Annotated in this window: 9 protein-coding genes; 3 read left to right on the forward strand and 6 right to left on the reverse strand. The window is 67.4% G+C overall.

Annotation, left to right across the window (positions count from 1 at the left end; all coding sequences use genetic code 11):
• Nucleotides 1–21: 21 nt before the first annotated feature.
• The 6 genes from J0695_RS05595 to eccB all read right to left on the reverse strand — a co-directional run bounded on the left by J0695_RS05595 (nt 22) and on the right by eccB (nt 5,965).
• Nucleotides 22–1,614 carry a hypothetical protein gene (locus tag J0695_RS05595; protein WP_206960710.1) on the reverse strand — a complete coding sequence of 531 codons (1,593 nt, stop codon included), beginning with the start codon at nt 1,612–1,614 and terminating at the stop codon, nt 22–24.
• Between the two features lie 41 nt (nt 1,615–1,655).
• A complete protein-coding gene (locus tag J0695_RS05600; protein ID WP_206960711.1) occupies nt 1,656–2,012 on the reverse strand; it encodes a hypothetical protein in 357 nt (118 codons plus the stop codon).
• Nucleotides 2,013–2,081: 69 nt separating this feature from the next.
• Nucleotides 2,082–3,338, reverse strand: a complete 1,257-nt coding sequence (gene mycP / locus J0695_RS05605; protein ID WP_206960712.1) for a type VII secretion-associated serine protease mycosin — start codon at nt 3,336–3,338, stop codon at nt 2,082–2,084.
• 139 nt (nt 3,339–3,477) lie between these two features.
• Entirely contained in the window at nt 3,478–3,768 is a 291-nt protein-coding gene (locus J0695_RS05610) for a WXG100 family type VII secretion target (RefSeq protein ID WP_206960713.1), read from the reverse strand.
• Nucleotides 3,769–3,827: 59 nt separating this feature from the next.
• Entirely contained in the window at nt 3,828–4,139 is a 312-nt protein-coding gene (locus J0695_RS05615) for a WXG100 family type VII secretion target (protein WP_206960714.1), read from the reverse strand.
• 209 nt (nt 4,140–4,348) lie between these two features.
• The gene (gene eccB, locus J0695_RS05620) at nt 4,349–5,965 is read right to left on the reverse strand and encodes a type VII secretion protein EccB (RefSeq protein ID WP_206960715.1); all 1,617 of its coding nucleotides are present in this window, start codon (nt 5,963–5,965) and stop codon (nt 4,349–4,351) included.
• Between the two features lie 211 nt (nt 5,966–6,176).
• On the opposite strand from eccB, the gene eccE reads away from it, so the two are divergent.
• The 3 genes from eccE to J0695_RS05635 form a co-directional block, all read left to right on the forward strand.
• The gene (eccE, locus tag J0695_RS05625; protein ID WP_206960716.1) at nt 6,177–7,475 is read left to right on the forward strand and encodes a type VII secretion protein EccE; all 1,299 of its coding nucleotides are present in this window, start codon (nt 6,177–6,179) and stop codon (nt 7,473–7,475) included.
• Nucleotides 7,475–8,308 (forward strand): hypothetical protein, encoded by an 834-nt coding sequence (locus J0695_RS05630; protein ID WP_206960717.1) that lies wholly within the window; start codon nt 7,475–7,477, stop codon nt 8,306–8,308. Before eccE ends, J0695_RS05630 begins: the two co-directional genes overlap by 1 nt.
• Nucleotides 8,309–8,510: 202 nt before the next feature.
• A partial coding sequence (locus J0695_RS05635; RefSeq protein ID WP_206960718.1) for an SCO5717 family growth-regulating ATPase occupies nt 8,511–8,826 on the forward strand: 316 nt, incomplete at its 3' end.

The following is an 8,826-nucleotide window of genomic DNA, read 5'->3' on the forward strand; positions in this document are numbered from 1 at the left end:
TCGGGCGGGCCGTTTCTGGGTCTACTGGATAGTAGGCGGGACGATCCGGCCCTGCTCCTCGGAGATCCAGGTCTCCTCGTCCTCGACCAGGTAGTCCGGGCGATCGCTGCCCTCGCTCTGGCCCTTCTTCTTGCCGCGTCCACCCGCGCCGCCCATGCCGCCACCACCCGCAGCTCCACGCTGCGAGCCGCCACGGCTGCCGTGCAGACCGGAACCGGCACCTGCGCCAGTCTTGTTGGCGATTCCCTTGGCTGCGCCGACTGCGCCGCCGCGGGCCCGGGCGAGCGCCCCACGGCCACCTGCACCGGAAGCACCACCGCGAGCGCCACCGCCGGCACCGCCACCAGCGCCACCCATGCCACGGCCTGCAGCAGCGCCACGGCCGGCACCGGCTGCGCCTCCACCGCCAGCGCCGCCACTACGCCCGGCACCCGCACCGCCGACCATTCCGCTTGAACTGGCACCGCCAAATCCGGAGCTTCCCGGTCCGCCGATGCCACCTCCGCTACTGAGGCCGCCCGTGCCGATACCGCCGCCACCGGAGAGACCACCCGTACCGCCACCGCCGCCGCTACCGATTCCGCCACTGGGAGGCGTCGGTGCGATGCCGTCGATGTTGGTGCCGACGGGCGGGGTGTACGTATCGCCACCGTGCGTCGGACCTGACGGGAGGGTGTGCGATTCCGGAATGTGCGGAGTCTTCGGTGTGTTCGGCTGATCGCCAATCCGCTTGGTCTGGCCGGAGTCCCACTTGCTCGTCGAGCGCGCCAAGCCTGTAGTGGTACCCGAATGAGACGGCGGGGTGATCGGGGGCGGCGTAGTCACCGTGTGCTGTGGCGGCTTGATCTCTTTGTCGCCAGAGTGATACGAAGAGTTCTTGTCCAAATTGTCCGAGTACTGCACGTAGTTGACGCCCAGCTGCTCCATGACAGCAACAGCCTCAAGCTGCCGCTCCTTGCCCTTGGAGAGCATGTCCGCGTTCGCCTTCTCCGCGGCCTCGGTACTGACACCGTTCGCGATGTCCTTCTTCAGCTGCGTGTCGTCGCGGCCGTCGTCACCGAACTTGTCCTTGAACTTGTCCCAGCCAGAAGGCTCGTGAATGTCCCGCATCTTCGCCTTGGCGTTCCGCAGGTCGTTCTGGACGGCCTCCATCTGGCCACCGGCAAGGTTGGCGAAGGCAGCACCATTCATGAGGTTTCCGGAAACCTCATTCGCCTTCTTGGCGAACGCCTGGGCGGCCTGGCCTTCCCAGTGTTCCAGCACATTCGTGACCGCAGTGGTCAGCAGTCCGGCGATGCTGCCCTTGTCGGGAGACGAGTCGACCGTCCCCATCGCGCCATTGCCGTCGCCACCAGAAATGATCTTGTGGACTTGCTTCCAGGCCTGGCTCGCCGTGTAAATCGCGTCCGGGTCCGAATTGAGGACCATGTCCCGCAGCTCGGGGATGCCCTTGGTCATGAAGTCGGTCGAGAGCTTGCTGCGGTCCGGGCCCCCCTTCCCGCCGTTGGACTGCTTCTCTAGTTTTTCGTCGTGCTTGTCCTGGATCCGCTGCTTTCGCTGCTGTTCCATCTGCTCTTGCATTTTCGGGTCATAGTAGCCGCCACCGTATGCCATCGAACTTCCCCTCCGTCAGTGACTGTTTGCCTGTGTACCGCTTATTCCGCGAGGGCGCCGCCCTTGGCAGGAGGAGCGCTCGACTTGCCACCGTCACTGCCGTTGTACGCCTGCTTGAGGTGCCCCTCCTGATCCGTGTACTTGTCCCTGATCTTGGAGGTGTTCGAGCCGAATTCGTCGACCAGCTTATGCAGACCGAGGATCACATTCTCGATCTTGGTCTTCATCTTTTCGTGCGCCGCGTGAAGGTCGTTCGACTCTTTGAAATGGTCGTTGCCGAACGCGTTGATCGAAATGTTCGTCTCGTACTTCGCCTTGCCGTTGGCCTGCTCCATGTCATTGAGCAGGCCTCTGAGCTTGCTGATGACCTCATCCATCGCGCTGAGGTCGACCTTCATCCCGTTACCGTCCGCCATATCCCCGTGTCCTCTCCCCTGTTACCTATATGTCTTTGTTGCTCGGTCGGACTACAGCGAACCCGTGCCCGCAGCACGCGTCTGCTTGCGCCGCCAGTCGCGGACCACCACACCGCTGCCGGCCACCACCAGCACCAGCACCAGTGATCCGCCCATCACATACATCGCCGTCCGCTGGTCGCGTTCGGCTTCGCTCTCGCCCATCGTGACCGCCATCGGCACCACATGGCCGGCCACGATGTCGGGCTTCGGGTCCGCGGTCGCCCGCGTCTTCGGATCCGAATCGTCCGCCAGGGCCGCGATCGGGTCGACGACTCCCCAGCCGAGGTACTGGTTCCGGTCGCGGCCCGTGCGCTTGGCCGATTCCTCTATGCGTGTGGTGATCTGGGCCGCCGACCACCCGGGGTGCTTGGACTTCAGCAGGGCCGCCACACCGGCCACGTACGGGGCCGCGAAGCTCGTGCCGTCGGCCGTGCACTGGCCGCCCTTGGGGACCGTCGAGATCATGCCTACGCCGGGAGCCGCCACGTCCACGAACTTGCCCGACTGCGAGAAGAACGCCCGCTCGTCGTTGCGGTCCGAGGCCGCGACCGCCAAAACTCCCTCGTACGCCGCCGGATAGGTGTCCGCCGACTTGCCGTCCGCGCCCTCGTTGCCCGCCGCGGCGACGATCAGGGCGCCGGACGCGACCGCCCTGTCCACAGCAGCCCTCAGGGCCGCGTTGTCCTGGCGACCCACCGTGTCGGACGAGATGTTGATGATCGAGGCGTGCTGCTTCACCGCGTAGTCGATCGCCGCGGACATGGTCGCCGAGGAGCCGGGCTTCTTCTCGTCCTCACCGCCCGTGTAGCGGATCGGAAGGATCTTGGCTTCCGGGGCGATACCCGCGAAGCCGCTGCCACTGACGGGGCGCGCAGCGATGATGCCCGCGACGCGCGTGCCGTGGCCCTCCGTGTCCGTCGTGCCTTTCGTGTTTCCTACGAAGTCCTTGCCGCCCGGCGCGATCGCCGAGCTGAGCTGCTTGTTCGTGTTGTCGACGCCCGTGTCGATCACCGCGACCGTGACGTCCTTGCCCGTGGACTCGCCGCGCATCTGGTCGAGGAGGATCCGCTGAAGTGACCACGGCGCCGGTTTGATGTTGCCGCCACCGAAGACGCACTCGGAGCTGGAGGTCAGGCCAAAGTCCGGCTTGTCCGGCTTGTCGGAGGCAGAGGCGGACCCGGCCGGGGCCGCCGTCAGGCAGACTCCCGTGGCCGCCAGCACGCCAAAGACCCGCTGCAGTGCGCGGGTTCCACTCGTTCGGGGCATCAGGACCCCCATGTTCAGGACTCCCAGGGCTTTCGGGATCTGCGGAGTTGGTTCAGGAAGTGCGTGGTCGGCGTGTGCCGACAGACATGGGCCGACCCGGCAGCAGTGCTGACCGGGTCGACCCACGTCCATGGCTTGCTCAGCCCCAGGTGGCGGCGTTGCTCTTCTCCGTCGCCTGGTAGTTGTCGGCCGAGTTCTGAAGCGCGGAGGAGATCTTCAGCAGGGTGGAGTGCAGGTCGGCGGCCGTGGTGTCCCACTGCTGCTGCTTGGCCTGGTAACCCTGCTGAGCCTCGCCTTCCCAGCTGTTGGCTACACGCTTGACGGACGCCTCCAGGTCATCAAGCTGCTGCTTGATGCGCTGCGCCGTACCCGAAACGTCCTGCGACGCCTGGGTGATGGTGGCGAAATTGACGAGAATGGGCATCGTCAATGCTCCTTTTCGGAAGAAAGTCGGATCGTTCGATGGCAGTGCTGTGAAGAGCGGGCAGATCAGCCGAAGTCAGACATGATCTTGCTGATCTCAGAGTTCTGCTGGTCCTCGGACGCGTTGTAGTTCGTACGCGTCGAGTCCACGGCGTCCTTGATGTCACCCAGGATGCCGTTCATCTTGCGAGCGTCCTCGTTCCAGCGGTTCTGCAGCTGGTGGTACGAAGTCGCCGCCTCGCCCTTCCACCCGGACGCGATCTGGTCGATCACGCCGTTGAGCCGCGAAATCTCGCCCTGGATCTGACCCCGAACGGTGTCGATCTTCCCCGAGAGGACGCGAAGTTCGTCCTCGGTTACCTGAAACTGGCCGGCCATGATGCACCTTCCCCCATGCTTTGTTGGTGACCGGGTAGCCGTCTTCAGCCCCCGGAAAAAAGCTTCACGTCAATGAGCTCTGTGCTCACTCTATCGTCCGTCTGTCACACAGCTATGGACAGATGCGATCAGTTACAGATTTCACACAGACACGTGACCGGCTTGCAGTGAACATGCCCAAGTCGTCGCACGATCAAGGCTGTTGAGGCTCACTGGCCCTGCGGCTGGCTCGCCGCGCCCGTGTCGAGCGTGGGTCCCTTGGGGATGAATTCGGCCCAGGTAGCGGGCACCAGTGCCGTGGCCGCGACCTTTTCGTAGCCCAGCCGTGTCCGCGCCTTGTCCGTCTCCGAGGCGTCCTCGCCGGTCGATGGCGAGGTCGAGGTCGCCGCGTTCTCCGCCGTGGAGTCGTTGTTCGCGGGCAGCGCGTAGCGCAGTCCGGTGTCCGTGAGCAGGTACTGAGCGCCTCCGCCCGCCACCGTGCCGCTGATCTCCTTGAAGAGCAGCCCTGAACCGGAGGAGACATAGGCGTTGAGTGATTCGGCGACCACATTCTTCGGGTACGCCGAGCCCGCCCACGCCGTCAGTTCCGGCTTGGCGACCTTCCCCGCGGAGACCGTGCCCTTGTACACGCTGCACGAGGTGTTGCGCGCCTTCAGGCCCTCCGTGACCTCCGAAGTGTTGGCCCACTTCAGCCCCGACTTCGGCCAGCCCTTGTTCGCGTAGAAAGTCTGCGCCGCCGCACCGTTGGCAGCGATCACCGCTCCGGTGCTCACCGGTACGGCGACTGCCGCTCCGTTGCCGGAAACGTCGTGCTCGGCCAGGATCAGCTGAGCCACGAAGGGGCTGATCATGGCGATCTGGTCCTGCAGCACCACGTAGTACTGGTCCCCCTGCGCATCCTTCGCCTTGACCACGGTGCCCACCGTCTGGGCCTCGGCCGGGAGGTTGCCCTTCGCCGTCGTCGGCGTGCCGGTTCCGGGAATCGTCGGGAAGGCGATCGTCCCGCCGTCGTTCAGCGTGTTCAGCCACTCCGTGCTGACCCTCTGCGGAATGGAGGAGCCGCCGATGACCGCCGCGCGCAACTGCTCCTGCGCCGTCCCCTTCGGGGTGCCCTCGATGGTTTTCGGGTCGCCGATCAGGAAGCGGGTGCCGTTGCTGTCGACGATGTACTGGGCGCCGATGGTCTTGGCGTCCTTGGAGTCCGTGACGTACAGGACGTCCCGCGGCCCCAGTGCACCCTTCTTGGGGTCGGTGACGGCCGACGCGTCCTTCTCGTTCAGTACGAACACCGCGCGGTCGATGTTGGTGGTCGTCCCCGAGGACGGCCGCTCGCAGACCGCCCAGACCTTCACCTTCTCCGCGTCGGCGGCGGTGGGCAGCCGGTCCGGCGCGTACGAGATGCCGAGCGTCGAGCCGTGCGCGATCCCGCTCTTGTCGATCTCGGAGCCCTTGACCTCCAGGACCGTGCCCTTGCCCTTGTCGAGCAGCAGCTTGGCCGAGGCGTAGTTGAGGACCGGGTGGAGCGTGGGCACCTTCTTGCCGCCCGCGCCCTTGTCCTCCAGGACCACATAGCGGGTCGTGGAGTCGGAGTCGACGATGATGTATTGCCCTGGTGTGTCCCAGCCCTTGGGCGCGGACGGTTTGATCACGCCCCAGCCGACGCATCCCACCACCAGGACCACACCCACGATCAGACTGGGCATGACCGTCTTGAGCGGTCTCGGTGCGCCTTCCTCGGAACCGCCCGGCGACGGCGCGAGGAACGCCGCAACTGTGCGCTTGCGAGCGAACGAGTACGCGCTGAGCTCATCCTTACGCGTTGCCATGTGTGCCGGTTCTCCCCGTTTCGCGTCGTACTTAAGGCCTGTGTGAAGCCGAGCAGGCCCCTACTATGCCCTGCCCGCATGACCCCGCGGAGGACCGGGGGTTGTACGGTGACCATTCGCATGCGTCTCTTGCTTCACAACTGCGAGCAACGCAGAGGACCCAGCAGAGGTCGCTGAGAAGGCACCGCTTCCGAAAGGGATGTCCCGGGGGATGACCAGCGCTACCCGCTCTCGACGTGATCGCCGCGCACCACGGCAGGCCGTAGCCCCGGCCCCGTCGGCCGTCTCGACCGCGTCGCCGCGCACCTTGCCGCGGCCAGGCGGCATCGGCCCGCTCCGGCTCCAGCAACTCGTACTCCTAGAGGTCGCGGCCGCTCTCGTGGTCGGCGCCTGGGTCACCGAAAAGTGGCTGCTCGCGCCCGCGGTCGTCGTGGCCGCCGTGCTGCTGCTCTTCGCGGTGCTGCGGCTGCACCACCGTCCGCTCGTCGAGTGGTACGACACCACCCGCGCGCTCAAGCGCCGCCAGCGCGCGGCCAAACTGCCCGTCCCGCCGGGTACGGAGCCGTGGCTCGCGCCCGCCGTGGAGTGCGATCCGGCGTTGCGCACCTACAACTTCGTGTCCAGGGACGACCGCGCGATCGGCATGATCGGCGACGGCACCTTCCTGACCGCCGTCCTCTTCGTCCAGCCCGGTGACGAGCCGCTGCGGCCGTCCGTCGGGCGGCGTCAACTGCCGCTCGATCTGGTGCAGGAAGCCCTTGAGGTGGACGGCATCCGGCTCGCCTCGGCGCAGATCGTCCAGCACACCCAGCCCGCTCCGGCCCCGCATCTGCCGCCGCAGTCGGTGGCCGCCCGTTCGTACGCTCCCGTGCAGGCGCAGGCCGGTTCGCCCGCGCTGCGGCTGACCTGGGTGGCGCTCAAGCTCGACCCCGAGCTCTGCCCCGAGGCCGTCGAGGCGCGCGGTGACGGGGTGCCCGGCGCCCAGCGCGCGCTGCTGCGCGTCGCCGACCAGCTGGTCAGCCGGCTCGCGGGTGCGGGCTTCGAGGCGACGATCCTCGACGAGGCCGAACTCGTACAGGCCATCGCGACGTCCAGCTGCCTCAACCCGCGGGCGAACGCCCAGCGCGGGCAGAACGGCGGCCCGGCGCAGCGCCGTACCGCCGAGTCCGTACGGAACTGGCGCGTCGACGACCGCTGGCACTCCACCTACTGGATCTCGAAGTGGCCGCAGCTGGGCCAGGGCGGTGTCGCACTGCCGCAGCTCGTCACGCAGTTCACCTCGATGCCGGTGCTCGCGTCGACCTTCTCGATGACGCTCAGCCGGGCGGGCAACCGCGGCACGTCGCTCACCGGCCACCTCCGGATCACCGGCCGCGGCGAGGACGAACTCACCAACATCCGCCAGGAGTTGGAGCGCACGGCCAATGCCGCGAAGGTCGGCCTGGTCCGTCTCGACCGCGAACAGGTGCCCGGCGTGCTCGCCACGCTGCCGCTGGGAGGTACGTACTGATGTCATACCCCGCACCCGCTCCCGCCCCCGCTCCCCCGGAGCAGCGCAGGCCCGCGCATGTGGCCGCGCCCGGCGACACCGGTCTGATCCCGGCCTTCCAACAGCCTGAGCCCGTCCAGCAGCAACGGCGCATCTTCGCCCCGGGGTTCGGACTGCGCGGCCCGCGCCGCAACCGCCATGTGGTGGCCCCCGAGGAGATCGCGGCCATCTCGCTGCCGATCGGCGACGACGGCGTGGTCATCGGTACGGACACCGAGAACATGCCCGCCGTACTGGGTCTCGCGCGGCCGACGCGCTTCGACGTCGTACTCGTCGGCGGCCTGTGGATGTCGCAGGTACTGGCGCTGCGCGCGGCCGCGACCGGCGCCCGCGTCGCCGTGGAGACCGGCCGTCCGCAGGCGTGGGCGCAGCTCGCCCAGGTGGCGGGCGGCGGCCAGCAGTGCGTGACCGTGTACCCGGTGGGCCAGGTGCCCGCGCAGGGTCCTTCCGTGTCGAGCCCCGTCGTGCTGATCCGCGACTGCGGTGTACGTCCGCCGCGTGGGCGCGTCTCGTCCCTGCCGTGGCAGGCCGTGGTGACCGTTCTGCCCTTTATCGGCGAGTACGGTCCGCGATGGCTGTCCCAGGCGCATCTGGTGGGGATTCAGCGGATTTCCCCGCAGGAGACGGTTCTTGTACGGGAGACGCTCGGCATCCCCGCGTCGGATCTGGACGTCCTGCCGACGCTCTCCGACAATGTCGCGCTCTGGTCGACCCGGAAGCACCGTAAGTACGTGATGACCACGCCCACCGATGCGGAGACCGGGCTGCTCGGGACCGCCCGCCGCCTCGACTGAGCGGCGCCCGAGCGGCGAACGAGTCCGGATCGAGTCCTGATCGAGTCCGGTGAGTCCGGATTGAGGACAACATCACGTGCCCGCAGTGGCCTGAGAAAGCTTAGGCTCTTGTGGTGATGCGGTGACGTCGTGGATGCGTAGGCCGCGCCCCGTCCGCCCGTTTCATCGCGGCGCGTGCAGCAGTTGACCAGGAGGCAGTGCAGTGAGCAGGGACCGTTCCGAGTACAGCGGAAACCCGTCCCCGGACGGTGAAGAGCGCGACATCGACCTCACGGGTGAGTTCGAGATCGACTATGCACCGCCTGCCTATATGGCCTGGTACGACCAGACGAGCGGTGGCAGCGGCGCGCAGGCCGGGCCCTCGGGCCCGCCGCCTCCCACCGGCGCGCCGGTGGGGCCGCCCGGCGTGGCTCCGGGGCAGCCGGTCCCGCCTCCGCCGGCCGCACCGCAACAGCAGCAGCCTCCACAGCAGGCACAGCAGCAGCCGCAGGAGGGTTACGGCTACCCGCAGCAGGCTC

Origin of the sequence: Streptomyces beijiangensis (genome assembly GCF_017315755.1) — a bacterium.
Lineage (GTDB): Bacteria > Actinomycetota > Actinomycetes > Streptomycetales > Streptomycetaceae > Streptomyces > Streptomyces beijiangensis.